This is a genomic window from Pseudomonas anatoliensis (assembly GCF_017976235.1).
GTDB classification, from domain to species: Bacteria; Pseudomonadota; Gammaproteobacteria; order Pseudomonadales; family Pseudomonadaceae; genus Aquipseudomonas; species Aquipseudomonas anatoliensis.
The window spans coordinates 1037475-1052702 of the sequence record NZ_JACVHC010000001.1; the positions used below are offsets into that span (position 1 = coordinate 1037475).

At 59.8% G+C, this 15228-nt stretch carries 10 protein-coding genes and 1 riboswitch; of the genes, 4 read left to right on the forward strand and 6 right to left on the reverse strand.

The genetic code is table 11. The features are described from left to right. Window positions 1-18 precede the first annotated feature (18 nt). The 3 genes from ICA16_RS04575 to ICA16_RS04585 all read right to left on the reverse strand — a co-directional run bounded on the left by ICA16_RS04575 (window position 19) and on the right by ICA16_RS04585 (window position 7297). Window positions 19-4398 (reverse strand): response regulator, encoded by a 4380-nt coding sequence (locus ICA16_RS04575; protein ID WP_210700053.1) that lies wholly within the window; start codon window positions 4396-4398, stop codon window positions 19-21. A gap of 41 nt (window positions 4399-4439) precedes the next feature. Continuing rightward, the gene (locus ICA16_RS04580; RefSeq protein ID WP_150615650.1) at window positions 4440-5597 is read right to left on the reverse strand and encodes an HD-GYP domain-containing protein; all 1158 of its coding nucleotides are present in this window, start codon (window positions 5595-5597) and stop codon (window positions 4440-4442) included. Window positions 5598-5791: 194 nt separating this feature from the next. Then, window positions 5792-7297 carry a GGDEF domain-containing protein gene (locus tag ICA16_RS04585; protein ID WP_150615651.1) on the reverse strand — a complete coding sequence of 502 codons (1506 nt, stop codon included), beginning with the start codon at window positions 7295-7297 and terminating at the stop codon, window positions 5792-5794. 249 nt (window positions 7298-7546) lie between these two features. Continuing rightward, window positions 7547-7739, forward strand: a riboswitch (cobalamin riboswitch). 144 nt (window positions 7740-7883) lie between these two features. Here ICA16_RS04585 and ICA16_RS04590 point away from each other — a divergent pair. From ICA16_RS04590 to ICA16_RS04600, 3 genes are read left to right on the forward strand one after another with little or no spacing between them, the layout of a single operon-like run. Then, window positions 7884-8897, forward strand: a complete 1014-nt coding sequence (locus ICA16_RS04590) for an ABC transporter substrate-binding protein (protein ID WP_210700054.1) — start codon at window positions 7884-7886, stop codon at window positions 8895-8897. After that, window positions 8894-9910, forward strand: coding sequence for a FecCD family ABC transporter permease (locus tag ICA16_RS04595; protein WP_150603467.1), 1017 nt, complete (start codon window positions 8894-8896; stop codon window positions 9908-9910). The genes ICA16_RS04590 and ICA16_RS04595 overlap by 4 nt, the downstream gene beginning before the upstream one ends. Beyond that, window positions 9907-10698, forward strand: coding sequence for an ABC transporter ATP-binding protein (locus tag ICA16_RS04600; protein WP_150615653.1), 792 nt, complete (start codon window positions 9907-9909; stop codon window positions 10696-10698). Before ICA16_RS04595 ends, ICA16_RS04600 begins: the two co-directional genes overlap by 4 nt. A gap of 4 nt (window positions 10699-10702) precedes the next feature. Here ICA16_RS04600 and ICA16_RS04605 read toward each other — a convergent pair whose 3' ends face one another. The 3 genes from ICA16_RS04605 to ICA16_RS04615 all read right to left on the reverse strand — a co-directional run bounded on the left by ICA16_RS04605 (window position 10703) and on the right by ICA16_RS04615 (window position 12486). Next, on the reverse strand, window positions 10703-11203 hold the full coding sequence (locus tag ICA16_RS04605; protein WP_338049897.1) for a GNAT family N-acetyltransferase: 501 nt from the start codon (window positions 11201-11203) through the stop codon (window positions 10703-10705). 25 nt (window positions 11204-11228) lie between these two features. Beyond that, window positions 11229-11477 carry a hypothetical protein gene (locus ICA16_RS04610; protein WP_210700056.1) on the reverse strand — a complete coding sequence of 83 codons (249 nt, stop codon included), beginning with the start codon at window positions 11475-11477 and terminating at the stop codon, window positions 11229-11231. 97 nt (window positions 11478-11574) lie between these two features. Then, complete coding sequence (locus ICA16_RS04615) at window positions 11575-12486, reverse strand: ZIP family metal transporter (protein WP_150615654.1); 912 nt, start codon at window positions 12484-12486, stop codon at window positions 11575-11577. Between the two features lie 323 nt (window positions 12487-12809). Here ICA16_RS04615 and ICA16_RS04620 point away from each other — a divergent pair, with 323 nt between their 5' ends. Then, window positions 12810-15218: a glucose/quinate/shikimate family membrane-bound PQQ-dependent dehydrogenase gene (locus ICA16_RS04620; protein ID WP_210700057.1), complete on the forward strand. Its 2409-nt coding sequence runs from the start codon at window positions 12810-12812 to the stop codon at window positions 15216-15218. Window positions 15219-15228 lie beyond the last annotated feature (10 nt).

The following is a 15228-nucleotide window of genomic DNA, read 5'->3' on the forward strand; positions in this document are numbered from 1 at the left end:
GCCCTCTCCCGGCAAAACCTACCCCTCCTGCAAGAGTTCCAGAGCACGATCAAAGTCGAACAGTTCCACCTGCTCGGCAACCAGCGCCAGACGTTCTGCCAAGACCCGAGCGAGTGGCATGTGGCGAAGTTCGGCAACTGCGTCCAGTGCCGCGGTGTCACCTTGTACCAAAAGATCTTTGAGACTGTTCAGTCGCTCACTGATTTCTGACCCGACCAGCACACCATCATCTATTGATGCCGGGGCGTTTGCGGTCAGGTTGGCCAGCGCCGCCAAGGTCGGGAGCAAGCAATTTTCGACCTGCGCCGCCAGCTTTCGCAGCACGCTAGCAGACTCGCCGTTGTGGCAGGCCTGTTCCAGCAGCGCGCAAGCCTGAGCCACGGCCATGGCGCCGATGTTGCCGGCACTGCCGCGCAAACTGTGCGCCAGTCGTTCGGTGGCGCCAGGATCGAGGTCGTCGAGTGCGGCCTCGAATTGCTCGGCGAAGCCTGCCTGAGTGTCGCGAAACTTGCACAGCAGACGTAAATAAAGGTCTCGCCGCTGCATGCAGGTGGCTAAACCGGCCGCCACATCAATACCCTCGATACGGTCTGGCAACCGATCCGACAGCGTTGCATTCAGCGATGCAAGAGCTGCCCGTGGACTGATCCATTTTGCCAATGTGGCGAACATGGCCTCGACATTGAGTGGCTTGGATATATGGTCATTCATACCACTGTTCAGCGCTCGCTCGCGGTCACCGTCCATTGCGTTGGCGGTCATGGCGATTACCGGTAAAGCGTTGAAGCGCGGCTGCTGGCGGATTTTCCGGGTCGCGGTGTAGCCGTCCATAACCGGCATCTGGCAATCCATCAGCACGCCATCGAAGTCGTCATCCTCGGCCAGGATGTCCAGCGCCTCTTGGCCGTGCCTGGCGAGTCGCAGTCGCATTCCGGCACTCTCCAGCAGCTCGCAGGCGAGTTCCTGATTCAAGTCGTTGTCCTCGACCAGCAGCACCCGCGCACCCTTCAAGCTGTCTACGGTGCTGGCGTTGAGTTGGGCGCGTTCGCCAGCCCGAGTATCGCCGTTCAGGCCTTTTCCCAGCACCATACCAATGGCTTCCAGCAAAGAGGACGGTGTGACGGGCTTGGTCAACACCACCGGCAACTGGATACCCTGTCGGTCGGCTTCCTCGCAAGCCTCTTCGCGGCCAAAGGCAGTGACCATGATCACCGATGGCGTATGCAACAGGCTGGCGGAATGCATTCTGCTCACCGCTTCCATGCCATCCATGCCGGGCATCCGCCAGTCCATCAGGACCAGATCGTACGGCAGCGCCTTGAGTTCGGCGTCGCCGAGCATGCGCAGGGCCAGACTACCGGACTGCGCGACGTCCACTTCCAGACCAAAGCTGCGAGCCATACCCGAGAGGATTTCACGGGCACTGGCGTTATCATCCACGACCAGTACCCGCAGCCCCATCAGTTCGCCGGCCTTGAACATTCGGCGCGGCTGAGCGTCTTGCTGCACACCGAGCTGCACCTGAAAATGAAACGTGGAGCCGACTCCAGGCTCACTTTCGACCCAAATGCGGCCGGCCATCAGTTCCACCAGCTTCCTGGATATAGACAAGCCCAGCCCGGTGCCACCGTACTTGCGGGTAATCGAGCTGTCAGCCTGACTGAACGACTGAAACAGGCGTGAACACTGCTCGACTGTCATGCCTATGCCCGTGTCGCGCACCCAGAAATGCAGCTCCACGCGCTCGTTGTGCATACTGACTTTTTCCACGCCGACCACAAGCTCACCGCGTTCGGTGAATTTGGCGGCGTTGTTACCCAGATTGATCAGCACCTGGCCAAGACGCAGGGGATCTCCGAGCAGTGCAGTGGGCAGGTCGGGCGGGATCTGGAACAGCAGCTCCAGGCCCTTGTCTTCGGTTTTCAGGCCAATCATGGCCGCGAAGCTGTCGAGTACGTCCTCGAGGCGAAACGGGAGTTGTTCAAGGCTCATCCTGCCAGCCTCGATCTTGGAGAAATCGAGGATGTCGTTGATGATCCCCAGCAGGTTCTCCGCCGATCGGTGTACCTTTTCAATGTAGTTGCGCTGGCGCTTATCAAGTTCGGTACGCAACGCCAAGTGGCTCATGCCGATGATGGCGTTCATCGGCGTTCGGATCTCATGACTCATGTTGGCGAGAAACTCGCTCTTGGCCCGCGTGGCCTCTTCGGCCACTGCCCTCGCCTCTGCCAGCGCAGTCACGTCGATGTTGATACCGGTCGCACGTAACGGCTTACCGTCAGGGGTGCGTGAGAAGCGGTTGAGCGATCGGAATGTGCGCACCTTTCCATCGTTTTTACGCACGATGCGCAAGTCGAACTCGACGCGATCATCGCCCCGCTGGACGGCGTTCTCGAATGTGCTGCTGACGCGCGCTACGTCATCGGGATGGACCAGCGCCTTCCAGTGCTCCAGCGTGCCGCCGAATGCGCCAGTCTCCAGACCGAACAGGCTTTCGAGCTGGGGCGTCCAGTAATTTGTACCACTGACCAGATCAACGTCGAACAAGCCGATGTCGCCGGCCTCTTGCGCCAGATTCAGGCGATCGCTGGCAGTGCGCAGTTTCGCCTCCATCGCCCTGCGCTCACTCACGTCACGCACCGAGGCGCAAACGCAGACGCCGCGGCCCTCCAGGCGAGGCAAATGGGACAGGCCGATTTCCACGGAGAACAGGCTGCCGTCTTTGCGCACGCCGCTCAGGTCACCGAGGTCGCCGCCCATCTGCCGGGTTCCGCCGCTGGCAATGAAACCGTCGCGCAATCCGACATGCCGCTGGCGTGCAGCCTGCGGCACCAGACGCTCAATGCTGGCGCCGATCAGCTCGCCTTGTTCATAACCAAACAGCGTGTCCATTTGTGGATTGGTCATCAGAATGCGGCCGTCGGCCCCCAGTACCAACATGCCATCCGGTGCCGCCTCGATAATGCCGCGATACCAGGCCTCGGTAGCACGCAGTGCCGTCTGCTGGGCTTCAAGTTCTCTGGCCTGGTGTTCCAGCAGTAAAGTTTGCGCACCCATTTCGTCCGCCTGGCGACGAGTTTCCAGCAGCAGTGCCCGAGCCGCCTCACTGCGCTCCATGATCGCCATGGCACCGGCCAGCCTGGGCAGCACTTCCTGCAAGAGCAACGCCTGATTTTCTACCAGCGGTCGAAAGCCGGCCATTTCCAGAACGCCAAGCAAGCGCTCGCCACGCAGCACAGGCTGAACCAGCAGATGGCTGGCGGGGGCTGTACCCAATTGCGCGCGCACATGCCAGAACCGTTCAGGCAGATCGTCGAGCTGGCGAGGTTGGTGATCCAGTGCACACTGGCCGAGCAATCCTTCACCGAGTTCAACCTCAGTCGACAGAGGCTGCTGACTATCCACCGCATAACCGCCGACCAACCGAAGACGTGACGCGCCCTCATAGAGGACATACAAAGCCCCTTGGCACATGCCCAACTGTGGCGCGATACGGCTGAAAAAAGCCTGCGCCAACTGTTGCGGCGTCTCCGCCTGTTGCAGATCCACTTGCAGCAGCGAGGCGTGGGCTTTGACCCAGCGCTGGCGCTCAAGCTGACGAGCCTCCAGTTGCAGCGTGGCAATGGCACGCGCCAGGTCGCCAGTTTCGTTGCGAAGATCGGTGTGAGGAATCTGACCGTCCAGCTTGCCGCAAGCCAACTCGTCAACCGCCACGCGCACACGGTTGAGCGGCACGCGAATGGATTGACTGACCAGCCAGGTCAAGAGCAAGGCCAGCGTCGAACCGCCCAGCAGCAAGACATAAGTGATCGTGCTGCTTCGCTGTGCATACTCAACCTGACTCTTCGCCATATCGTGGATGTCGGCTTCCTTGTTTTTCTGTATCTGAGTGAGCAACTCGTCGCCTCCCTGTTCCAGCGCGAGAAAATCCTTACTGTTGAGTAATGTCAGGGCCTGACCAAGGGAGCCCTTGCCGGCGAACTCCAGTGCTTCATCGCCGTCTTTTTGCAGACGCCGCAACACCACTTCGAACTCCAACAGGCTGTTGAGACTGCTCTGTCGTCGCAGTGTCGGTCGAAGCTGCTCCAGAGCATCGAGCAGGCGTTTCTGGGCGACGGCCATCTGGGCTCTGGCGCTGATCCGGATGTCTGCGTTGTTGGTAGCGATTGCGCGCTGCATTGCCAGCAATAGATGCGGCAACTGCACCCGGACTTCCTGCACATGCTGGATACCGACCAGATCCTGTTGGTACAACTGCTGCATTTCGTACCTGAGCGAATACTGGGTGCGCAGGCTTTGCACACCCAGTACGAGGCTCAACATCAGCAGTGCGGCGAAGCCGATGATCAATTTATTGCGCAGGGACAGGCGCTCGAGCAGCTCGAACAGTCTGTTCATATACGGCCTCGTTCAGCTTGATGTGCAGTGATGCCAAGGGCTCAGGAGTGGTCAGCGTTTTGCTCAAGCAAGGCCAACTGCCTCGCCATGTCGTGGTCGCTGTCGATGAAGCGCAGTGCGATTTCACGGAACTGCTCGGCATTGGCCAGAAACGCGTCGCAGATGTCCGGATCGAAATGCGAACCGCGGCCTTCGCGGATAATCTCGACTGCCTGTTCATGGGGCATGCCGGGCTTGTACACGCGACGACTGATCAGCGCATCGTAGACATCCGCCAGGGCCATCAAACGGGCGCTGATCGGTATGTCGTCGGCGGCCAGCCCTTGCGGATAACCACTGCCATCCCACTTTTCCTGATGGCCGTAGGCGATTTCCTTGGCCAGATGAAGGAAGTCGACTTTGATTCCTAACTGATCCTCGGCGTGCTGGATCGCATCGCGCCCCAGTGTGGTGTGGGTCTTCATGATCTCGAACTCTTGCGCAGTAAGACGTCCCGGCTTGAGCAGGATGCGATCAGCGATACCAATCTTGCCTATATCGTGCAGCGGTGCTGATTTGAATAGCAGCTTGATGGTTTCCTCATCGAGGAAGTGCCGGAAGCGCGGATGCTCACGCAGCAGTTCGGCCAGCAATCTTACGTAGTGTTGAGTACGGCGAATGTGGTTGCCGGTTTCGTTGTCGCGGGTTTCGGCCAGCGATGCCATGGCGTGAATAGTGACGTCCTGGATGGCGATCACCTCCCGGGTCCGGCGCTGCACTTCCTGCTCGAGGAATTCATTCTGATTGCGCAGGAAGTCTGCCGCCGACTTGAGCTTGATCTGAGTCTCGACCCTGGCCAACAGCACGGGGGGGATTATCGGCTTGGTGATGTAATCCGCAGCCCCCAGACTCAAACCGCGAATCTCGTACTCTGTCGCAACCATGGAAGTCAGGAAAATGATCGGAATATGGCGAGTACGGTGGTCACCCTTGAGCTGCTCGGCAACGTCATACCCGGACAGGCCGGGCATCATGATGTCCAGCAGGATCAGGTCGGGAAGCGGATCGCTTTGCAGAAGACGCAGTGCTTTCTCGCCGCTGTTGGCTGCCTTGATCCGATATTTGTCCTTGAGCAACTCGGCGATCAGCATCAGGTTGTCGGGGGTGTCGTCCACCACCAGGACGGTTGCTGATGGATACAGGTCCTGCACGCTGTCCATGAATGTCGGCTCCCTTTCGTGACCAGTAACGAGTGGGCGCGCTGACGCCGTTCTCTTGCTGGCAAGCGTAGCTAGAAAAACTGCAATCGCTAGAGGAAGTCGCAGGCTCGTGAGAAGGTGCTTTTGTCGGTAGCAAAACACGAATGCTTGAAGAGGCCCTTTGATGCCGTGCCAGACCTAAAGGCGATCGCCTGTCACGACCCACCCCTTACATACTGATTCCGACCCCGGGCCTTGGCGTTGTACAGCGCCTGATCGGCTACCTCGATCAAACCTTGCAGGTGATCCAGTTCCAGCCCCGTGGCTGTCGCAATCCCGATGCTGACACTGACGCGTCCGAGCGGGCTGGCGTTGTGCGGGATGTTTGCTTGCTGCAAGCGGTCGATGATCAGTTGCGCCACGACTGCGGCACCTTCGATGTCGGTGTCCGGCATGATCACGCCCATCTCTTCACCGCCATATCGAGCCACCAGGTCTGAGGGGCGCCGCACACATTCGTCCAGGATTCTGCCAACGGTTTGCAGACAGGCGTCTCCGGCAACATGTCCGAGTGAGTCGTTGAACAGCTTGAAGTGGTCGATATCGATCATCAGCAATGCCAACGTCGTGCCGTCACGTCGTGCGCGCCGGGCTTCCATGGCGAGGCTTTGATCAAAGCAGCGTCGATTGGCCAGACCGGTCAGGGCGTCTTTCATCGCCAGCAACTCCAGCTGCCGATTGGTTGAGAGCAACTGCTGCTGGGTGCCTCGCAACTGATCTTCGGCTTTGGTACGCCGACGGATATCCAGAATCAGGAACCAGCCAATGAGGCCCGTGAGCCCCAGCAGCCCGGTGACCACCACCGCCGACAACAATGCCTCCGTACGCCACGCGGCGAGGGCTTCGCGCTTGCCGAGTGCGACCGTCGTTATCAACGGCAGCCGGTCACTCTTGCGGAAGGCGTAGAGCCGCTCCACACCATCCAGGCTGGAGGTAAACGACGCGGTGCCGACTGATCGATCCACAAGATACTTGGCATAGATGGGCGATTTGGAAAAGTTGCGGCCCATGTCCTGCTCGCGGAATGGATAACGAACCAGCAACGTACCATCGGTGTAAGACAACCCGATGGCGCCCTCCTGCCCCACGTCGATCTTTCCGAACAACCGAAGAAAGTTTTCGACGCCCAAGGTGACCGCCACCACCCCGGCAAACTCTCCGCGCGCATCATTGAAGCGGCGGCTGACGGTGATCACCCATTCCTGATTCGAACGGCTCTGGATAGGCGGACCGATAAAGGTCTCACGGCTGGGATCGTCGCGATGATGAATGAAATAGGTCCGATCGCTGCTATTCGCCCCGGCCGGAATCGGTCGATTGGAGGACATCAGCCAGCGTCCCTGATTGTCGTAAATCGTGATACCACTGAGCTGTGGCATCAATGGTTCCTGGCGGATGATCAATGCACTCAGCCGCTGAATCTGCGCGGGGCCGCTACCTTCGATTTCCAGACGCTCGACAAGCCCGAGTAAAAGCAGCGAGCTCTGGCGGACAATCCCCTCGGAGTAGGTAGACAGCGCCTGGGTCAGGTTCAAGCCGTGGACATCCACTTCCTCCAGTGCCCGATCTCGAGAAGCCAATACTTTCCAGACCGTCAATGACGCCAGAGAGCAACCGATCACGAACAGCAAAAGCACAACCAGGTGCGAATCACGCTTCACGTTATTACCTTAAGGAAAGTCCGGTTTTCCGTTCCCGCGACTATTGGGTCAGGGCAATAGCTGGGGCCATTCGTCCTCTTGTAACGCAAGGATACAAGTTGCGCTGAATCGTTGCAGTAACTGAATAGGTGGCGCAAAAGTGCTTCGCATAAAAGTATGTGACTGGTCCGTTCTCACCATCGCCCCTCCTGCTGGCGCTGCCCCATCGCTTGAGCGAGCACGCCCGTTCGCCTCAACCGCCACGATCGGATACCATGCCGCCCGCCGGTTTCCAATTGGGATTAATAGGGAATCCGTGATGCGCCCCGCGCATCAAACGGAACTGCCCCCGCAACTGTAGATGCCGAGCCTGCTTCTGAACTGCCACTGGGATTGCTCCCGGGAAGGCTGAAGCAGGCGACGACGCATCAGTCAGGAGACCTGCCGGCCAAGCAACAATCACTAACCGGCGGGGTGTCCGGGAAGGACATCCTTGTGCGCGCGTCACTTCGGTGATCGGCCTGGCACTGCTTTCAAGGCAGCGTGAGCGATGTGTTTCCAGAACCTGCACCCTGGCTCCGTGTACGGTTCAAATGGAGATTGCATCATGCTGTTGCCTCGTTTTGTCGCCCTCGTCGTTGGCCTGGGTGTTAGCGCCCTCGCCCACGCTGCACCGACGCAGTACCCCCTGACGATTGAAAACTGCGGCAGCACGCTGACCTTCGCGCAGGCCCCGGCGCGCGCGGTGACAATCGGCCAGGCCGGCACGGAAATGCTCTTCGCCCTCGGACTGGGTGAAAAAATCGTCGGCACTTCGCTGTGGTTCAACGATGTGCTGCCTCAGTACAAAGCGCAAAACGACAACATCGAGCGCTTGGCCGATAACGAACCGAGTTTCGAATCGGTGATCGCCAAGCGCCCGCAACTGGTGGCTGTGGAGCTGGAATGGATGGTCGGGCCACAAGGCGCGGTCGGCACCCGCGAACAGTTTCACGAACTGAAGATTCCGACGTATCTGATGCCGTCTGACTGCGAGGCCAAGGACAATCTGGTCGGTGCCGACGGCACGCGTCTGGCGCCGTTTCGCATCGATAGCGTCTATAAAAGCATCACCCAGTTCGGTGAGATTTTTGATGTCCAGGCGCGCGCTCAACAGTTGAACGCAGACCTCAAGGCGAGCCTCGCCAACTCGATTGCCATGGCGAATGACAAGAAATCGAAAGACATCAGCGCACTGGTCTGGTTTTCCAGTGCCAGTCTGGATATCGACCCGTACGTCGCCGGACACAAGGGCGTTCCAGACTTCATGCTCAACACGCTGGGCGTGCGCAACGTCGTGGAGTCCGATGAAGAATGGCCAACTGTCGGCTGGGAAACCATCGCCAAAGCCAACCCGACGTTCCTGGTCATCGCGCGCATGGATCGTCGGCGCTTCCCGGCTGACGACTACCTGAAGAAACTGGAATTCCTGCGCAACGATCCCGTAACCCGCAACATGGACGCGGTGAAAAACAACCGCATCATCATTCTCGACGCCATGGCCATGCAGGCCAGCATGCGCACGTTCGACGGCATCGCCGCACTGGCGAGCGCCATCAACGGCTACGACCTGTCCAAATGACCGCGACGTTGATACGCACCCTGTTGGCACTGGCCATCCTGCTTTTAGCGGTGATTGCCGGTGTGGCCATTGGTGAGACGACCATTGATCCCATCGTGGTGTTTCAGGTGCTGGCCAACAAACTGTGGGCGGCCGGTTATGTGCTTGATCCGATCGACGAAGGCATTGTCTGGAACTATCGCCTGACTCGCGCGCTGGTGGCTGCCGCTTGCGGCGCAGGCCTGGCGACTTGCGGGGTGATTCTGCAATCGCTGCTGCGCAACCCGTTGGCCGATCCGTATCTGCTCGGCATTTCCGCTGGTGCCTCGACGGGCGCGGTGATGGTCGCGTTGCTGGGTTTCGGTGCCGGGGCGATTTCCATGTCAGTTGGTGCGTTTGGCGGCGCTGTTGTGGCGTTCGCCGTGGTGGTTTTGCTCGGCCGCGCCGCTGGCTCACCGGGTAATACCGGCCAGATCATTTTGGCGGGGATCGCCGGTTCGCAACTGTTCAATGCGCTCACGGCATTTCTGATCACCAAGTCGGCCAGCTCCGAACAGGCACGCGGCATCATGTTCTGGATGCTCGGCAATCTCAGCGGCGTGCGCTGGCCATCGGTGTGGCTGGCGGTGCCGGTGGCGGTCATCGGGCTCGTTGTGTGCCTGTGGCATCGGCGTGCGCTGGACGCGTTTACCTTTGGCGTCGACTCAGCGGCATCGCTCGGGATACCAGTGCGGCGCGTGCAGTTGCTGTTGATCAGTTGCGCCGCACTGGTGACGGCAGTGATGGTGTCGATTGTCGGCTCGATTGGTTTCGTGGGTTTGGTGATTCCCCACGCTGTAAGGCTTTTGCTCGGCACTCGACACACGCGTCTGCTGCCCGCGAGTGCACTGGGTGGCGCGGTGTTTTTGATTGCCGCTGATGTGCTGTCGCGCACGCTGATCAAAGGCCAGGTGATCCCGGTCGGCGTGATTACCGCGCTGGTCGGTGCGCCAGTGTTCGCGCTGATCCTGATCGGCCGGAGGAATGCCCGATGAATGCGCTGTCCCCGGTGGTCGGCGAATCGGTGCTGCGTTGCTGCGGCCTCGGCTTTGATATCCGCGATGCGCGGTTGCTGCACGAGATTGATCTGGACATCCGTCGCGGCGAAACCCTTGGCCTTGTCGGCCCCAACGGTTCTGGCAAATCCACTTTGCTGAAATTGCTCTGCGGCGTACGCACGCCCAGTCGTGGCGACATCCATCTCCACGGCCAGCGGTTGAAGACGCTGTCGCGCCGAACCATCGCGCAAACGCTGGCGGTGGTTGAGCAGCAGGCGGACACCCTCGACGCGATCAGCGTGTTTGATGCCGTGGCGCTGGGTCGAACGCCATGGCTGTCGGCGCTCAGTCCGTGGTCTGCCGAGGACGATGGCATTATCGATCAGGCCTTGCGCGATGTTGACGCGACGCATCTGCGCAATCGCTCCTGGCGCAGCCTTTCCGGTGGCGAGCGCCAGCGTGTGCACATCGCGCGCGCCCTCGCCCAGCGCCCGCAAATCCTGCTGCTGGACGAACCCACCAACCACCTGGATATCCAGCATCAACTGTCTATTTTGAATGTGGTTCAAGCGTTGCCGGTGACCACGGTGATTGCCCTGCACGACCTCAATCAAGCACTGACTTGTGATCGATTGGCCGTACTGGAAAAGGGTCGCCTGGTCGCCCTCGGCAAACCACTTGAGGTGTTGACCCCGCAACGCCTGCTCGACACGTTCGGGGTGCATGCCCATTACCTGACCGACCCTTTCGACGGCGCGCAGATCCTGCGATTGCGCTCTTCCTGATCCGTCAGTTCTGAATTCGGCAATCCATATGAGTCGTCTGCCAGACCGGGTCGGGATCGACGTTGATCACCTGAAAACCGCGTTTCAGCCAGAAATTGATCGCACCCGGCAAGAACGGATGCGTGTGCAGGTAGATCACGTCGACTCCGGCGTCTTCGGCTGATGATTTCAACGTCTGGTAAAGCTCACTGGCCAATCCTGAGCGTCTGTACTCGGGAATGACAAACAGCCGCACCACTTCCACGACCTCGAGTTGCTGATAGTCGAGGTGTTCGAAGCGCTGGTCATAGGGTAAATAACCGATCGCGGCGACGATGCGGCCTTCATTACGGGCGACCAGAAAACGTCCGGCGCCACTGATGTAAGTCTCTTCAAAATTCGCCAGATCTGGCGGGATTCCTGTGGCGCTCAGCTTCGGAAAAAGCTCAGCGCGAGCCTGCATGACGAAGTCGATGACCTCGGCAATCTCTGACCGGGTCACGGCCTCGATGTTGAATGTGGACACATAATCTCCATAGTTGAAAACCACTTTACCGATAGTCATCCCCAGATACCGCACGCAGCCAGGCTTGATCAGCGTCGAGACGCAACACCCGCCACTCTTCGAAGGTTATTTTCCCCAAGCGGTCCAGTTCATCGGCCCGGCGAATCAGCTCTTCGTGATAGCCGTCCGGGTTATCCCGACGCAACGTCACATCGTCAAACGCCGCGTGCCAACGATCCAGTGCGGCGAGTTTTTTGACTTCGGTATCGCTCAGCAGATTCTTGTAGGCATTCATGGCACGGATCCCCCGGTGCGAGGCTTTAAACGGTAGTGAGGCCCTCTCAGCAACGGACGCAACACTCAGGCCAGGAGTTCAAACCGGAGATGAGCGACTAGCCCAGCGCCGTGTCGAGAAACATCATTACCCCGAAGCCCAGCATGAGCCCAAGCGTCGCCGGTGTTTCATGGCCGTTACGGTGCGTTTCGGGAATCACTTCGTGGGACACCACAAAAATCATCGCGCCAGCAGCAAGCCCCAGTGCAATCGGGTAACCCAGCGCGAAGCTACTGGAAATGCCCAGACCGACGACGGCGCCCAATGGCTCCATCAAGCCGGATGCAATGGCGATCATCGCCGCGCGCAGTGCTGAAATACCGGTCACCCGCAAGGCCAGCGCCACCGCCAGACCTTCGGGAATGTCCTGGATGGCAATGGCTGTGGTCAGCGGCAGGCCGACCTGCATATCGCCATTGGCGAAACTGACGCCGATGGCCATGCCTTCCGGCAAGTTGTGCAAGGTAATCGCCAGGACGAACAACCAGACCCTGTTGATGCGCTCCACTTCCGGCCCGCGCCGACCGCTCTCGGCATGTTCGTGAGGGACAAATCGGTCGAGTCCGATCATCAACGCCACCCCCAGTCCCAATCCCAGCACGACGATGCCCGCAGCCAGCATCGGGTTGCCGCTAAGCTCCCGAGCGGCTTCGATACCGGGAAGAATCAATGAAAACGAACTGGCGGCGAGCATCATGCCGGCGGCGAAGCCGAGCATGGTGTCCTGCGTGCGCGCCGAGATGTCGCGCAGCGCAATGGCTGCCACGGCGCCCAGCGCGGTTGCACCAAATCCGGAAAGTCCACCCAGTACGGCGAGTTGCAAGTTAGCGCGGTCGGCATTCACCAAGGCACCGTAGCCACTGACCAGCAACAGCACTGCCACCCCTGCCAGTACCAGCCAAAACATCATGCCCATCCAGCGCCGGTTTGACGCTTGAGTCGGCCTTGCAGACGCAACAGGTTGCGACATTGCTCCTCCTGATTTTTTTGAAGTGGGTACATCGCACGTCCGCGCCGGGATCGGCAGCGGTGCAGGCAATCCACAATGATCTGAAACGTGGTCGAAAGGAATAATTGCAATTTTCACGGTGCGCTTGCGACGGGCGGCGCTCACCGCCGATTTTAGCGCCTGTCGTCAGCATTTGGCCAAACGCAGCAAACGCCTGACGTGTGCAGGGCCTTGCGATGGAGCGCTTGATACAAGGACGAACTACGCTTGAAGGTGAAATTGTGATTTAACTAGATAGTTACCTAACTATATAATGCGCGCTTCATTTCAACGGGGCTCTCAACGTGAAGCAAAGTCAACGCGTCTCTGGCGTATCAAAATTCATTCTGATCGGGTTGGGCGTGATCATCGCCCTGCTCGGTCTGGCCCTCGCGGCCGGGGGCGTGAAGTTGGTCGGCCTCGGCGGATCGTGGTACTTCCTGGTCGGTGGTCTGGTCATGACCATCGCCGGTTTGCTGATCGCGCGCTATAAGCCGGCCGGTGCCTGGTTGTTTGCGGCGTTCCTGCTGGCAACGGCCGTCTGGGCAGTCAGCGACGTGGGCCTGGTGTTCTGGCCGTTGTTCTCGCGTCTGTTCATGTTCGGCGCGGTCGGCCTGGCCGTTACGTTGGTCTATCCCCTGCTGACCCGCGCCAACGGCGGTGTGCCTGGCCGTGGCGCTTATGGCGTTGCCGCGGTATTGGCAGTGGCACTGGCTGTCGCGGCCGGCAATATGTTCGTCGCCCACCCGACAGTTGCCGCGACCGGCACTGGCCCGGGCCTCACCCCTGTCGAGCCTGACAAGGCGCAGAAGGATTGGGCTCACTACGGTAATACCGAAGGTGGCAGCCGCTTCGCCGCGCTGGACCAGATCAACCGTACCAACGTCGACAAATTGCAGGTCGCGTGGACGTATCACACCGGTGACGTCGCCGAGAGCGATGGCAACGGTGCCGAAGACCAGCTCACCCCGCTGCAGGTCGGCAACAAAGTGTTCATCTGCACCCCGCACAACAACCTGATCGCGCTGGATGCCGACACCGGCAAGGAAATCTGGAAAAACTCGATCAACGCGCAATCGAAAGTCTGGCAGCGTTGCCGTGGCATGGCTTACTTCGACGCCACTGCGGCAGTCGCCAAGCCAGAAAACTCGCCAGTCGCTCCAGAAACGGCCGACGCCCTCCCTGCCCACTGCCAACGTCGTTTGCTGACCAACACCATCGACGCACGCCTGATTGCCGTGGATGCCGACACCGGCGAGTTCTGCCGGGGTTTTGGCAACAATGGCCAGGTTGATCTCAAGGCCGGTCTGGGCAATGTCCCGGACAGCTACTATCAGTTGTCCTCCGCCCCGTTGATGGCCGGGACCACCGTAGTCGTTGGCGGTCGTGTGGCCGACAACGTGCAAACCGACATGCCGGGCGGCGTGATCCGTGGGTTCGACGTGATGACTGGCGCCATGCGCTGGGCATTCGACCCAGGCAACCCGCAGGATCGCAACGCGCCAGCCGACGGCAGCACCTATGTGCGCAGCACGCCGAACAGCTGGGCACCGATGTCTTACGACGCGGCGACCAACACCGTATTCCTGCCGATGGGCAGTTCTTCCACCGACATCTATGGTGTGGAGCGCAGCAAACTGGATCACACCTACGGTGCGTCGATCCTCGCGCTGGACGCCAACAGTGGTGAAGAAAAGTGGGTGTTCCAGACCGTTCACAACGATCTCTGGGACTTCGACCTGCCGATGCAGCCGAGCCTGATCGACTTCACCAAGGACGGCAAAACCGTTCCGGCGCTGGTCATCGGCACCAAGGCTGGCCAGATTTATGTACTGGATCGCGCTACCGGCAAACCGCTGACCGACGTTGAAGAAGTGCCGGTCAAAGCGGCCAACATCCCTAACGAACCGTACTCGCCAACCCAGCCAAAATCGGTGGGCATGCCGCAGATCGGTGCTCAGCACCTGACCGAATCGGACATGTGGGGCGCAACGCCGTACGACCAACTGTTGTGCCGGATCGATTTCAAGTCGATGCGTTATGACGGCTTGTACACCGCGCCGGGCACCGACAAGTCGCTGAGCTTCCCGGGTTCGCTGGGCGGCATGAACTGGGGCAGCATCTCCACTGATCCGGTGCACGGTTTCATCTTCGTCAACGACATGCGCCTGGGTCTGTGGATTCAGATGATCCCGTCGCAGAACAAGGCTCAGGCCGCTTCCGGTGGCGAATCGCTGAACACCGGCATGGGCGCCGTGCCGCTCAAGGGCACGCCTTACGCGGTGAACAAAAACCGTTTCCTGTCGGTCGCCGGCATTCCTTGCCAGGCGCCGCCGTTCGGCACGCTGACTGCCATCGACATGAAGACGCAGAAAGTCGCCTGGCAAGTGCCGGTCGGCACTGTTGAAGACACCGGTCCGCTGGGTATCCGCATGCACCTGCCGATCAAGGTTGGTCTGCCAACCCTCGGCGGCACCCTGTCGACCCAAGGTGGCCTGATCTTTATCGCCGGCACTCAAGACTTCTACCTGCGCGCCTTCAACAGCGGCAACGGTGAAGAAGTCTGGAAGGCGCGTCTGCCTGTGGGCAGCCAGGGCGGCCCTATGACTTACGTTTCGCCGAAGACCGGCAAGCAGTTCATCGTTGTCACCGCCGGTGGTGCTCGTCAGTCGACCGATCGTGGCGACTACGTGATGGCTTACGCGCTGCCGTAAACATCTGCGA

Excerpts from the sequence above, each read along its gene's own strand:
- ICA16_RS04580 (WP_150615650.1), bottom strand. The coding sequence starts at position 5,597 with ATGGACAGCGTGCAGGACCTGTATCCATCAGCAACCGTCCTGGTGGTG.
- ICA16_RS04575 (WP_210700053.1), bottom strand. The coding sequence starts at position 4,398 with ATGAACAGACTGTTCGAGCTGCTCGAGCGCCTGTCCCTGCGCAATAAA.
- ICA16_RS04610 (WP_210700056.1), bottom strand. The coding sequence starts at position 11,477 with ATGAATGCCTACAAGAATCTGCTGAGCGATACCGAAGTCAAAAAACTC.
- ICA16_RS04595 (WP_150603467.1), top strand. The coding sequence starts at position 8,894 with ATGACCGCGACGTTGATACGCACCCTGTTGGCACTGGCCATCCTGCTT.
- ICA16_RS04615 (WP_150615654.1), bottom strand. The coding sequence starts at position 12,486 with ATGTCGCAACCTGTTGCGTCTGCAAGGCCGACTCAAGCGTCAAACCGG.
- ICA16_RS04590 (WP_210700054.1), top strand. The coding sequence starts at position 7,884 with ATGCTGTTGCCTCGTTTTGTCGCCCTCGTCGTTGGCCTGGGTGTTAGC.
- ICA16_RS04600 (WP_150615653.1), top strand. The coding sequence starts at position 9,907 with ATGAATGCGCTGTCCCCGGTGGTCGGCGAATCGGTGCTGCGTTGCTGC.